The sequence below is a fragment of the Peribacillus aracenensis genome, assembly GCF_025175645.1.
Classification (GTDB): Bacteria; Bacillota; Bacilli; order Bacillales; family DSM-1321; genus Peribacillus; species Peribacillus aracenensis.
Window position 1 is genome coordinate 1 of sequence record NZ_JANZMJ010000098.1, and the last position, 1,119, is coordinate 1,119.

Sequence of the window (1,119 nt, forward strand, 5' to 3'; positions counted from 1 at the left end):
TCCAATGATACCTAGCCTTATATGAAGTTCGTGTTCCTCAGACCGGAGGTTTGCCGCTTGCTTCCTTCAGATTCCACGTCACCGTGGACACCCTTGCATTAAGCTAACCACTACTACTGCCTTCATGATTCGGGACTTTCACCCTATAGATTGCACCCATGCCGGGCGCACGAAAAAGCTGCCTTAAAGACAGCTCCGATCTTCAGCTAACGCACCCGTTAGTTTAAGTAGATTTCTTCACAAACTTTTTAGTATTTCAGTTGATACAGGACAGGAATGCTGCCCCGTTAGTTTACCCATTTATGAATTTCCCTAATGAATAAACCAATAAAATTAATAATTGATAAAGAGTAAAGGGGATTAGTGTAAGGAATGGGATGTACTTCATCTTATGTTGTTCTTTCCTTATCACAGCGATAATCGTACATATAATAGAAACACCATACAGGCTCAAACTACTAATTAGTAATATATCACTAAACTTAATTATTTCAATTGAAGCAAATAAAAGTAATGGAGCCATAACTCCAACTATGGCTGACGTAAAACTAAACATATTTTTCTTCATTTCAATTTCTATCCTCAATTCCTTTGATAATGGTGGTGGCAGCCGGTAAAGCATCCGTTTGTTCAATCACAAAAAATATATAACCCACAATTGAGATAAAATGATTAGTAAAAATGTCAAACCTAGCCCAATTAGTTCCTTTTTTGTTGCCTTTTCTAATAAATACCGTTCAATTAATGTTAAAGACAATCCAATGACTATGAGGATATAAGCCATAGACCGATAATCATTGTAAACACCGTAATACAAGGTGGAAACAAAGTGGATAATTCCTGCTGTTATCCATAAGAGTAACGCTGGAATAAACAAGGGCTTTATTCTATTTTTAAAAATTTTCATTGTAATATCACTTCTCCATAAAGACATCTTACCAAAAATCATCCTTTATACCTCAGGAAAAAATGCCCTTTTCTTATTGAACTATCCTCCCTCTATGAACATTGATGTATCAACGGTTTGCACCACTCGGTGTATTAGGCGAATTATTTTTTTATCCTACTTTTAAACAGAGTATTGAAATTCTGGTTTTTATTACTAAATTGAGAGTACGC

General features: G+C 35.5%; 1 protein-coding gene. It reads right to left on the reverse strand.

The genetic code is table 11. The annotated features are described in order from the left end of the window. Nucleotides 1-634: 634 nt before the first annotated feature. A complete protein-coding gene (locus tag N0M92_RS29150) occupies nucleotides 635-949 on the reverse strand; it encodes a hypothetical protein (protein ID WP_260289029.1) in 315 nt (104 codons plus the stop codon). Nucleotides 950-1,119 lie beyond the last annotated feature (170 nt).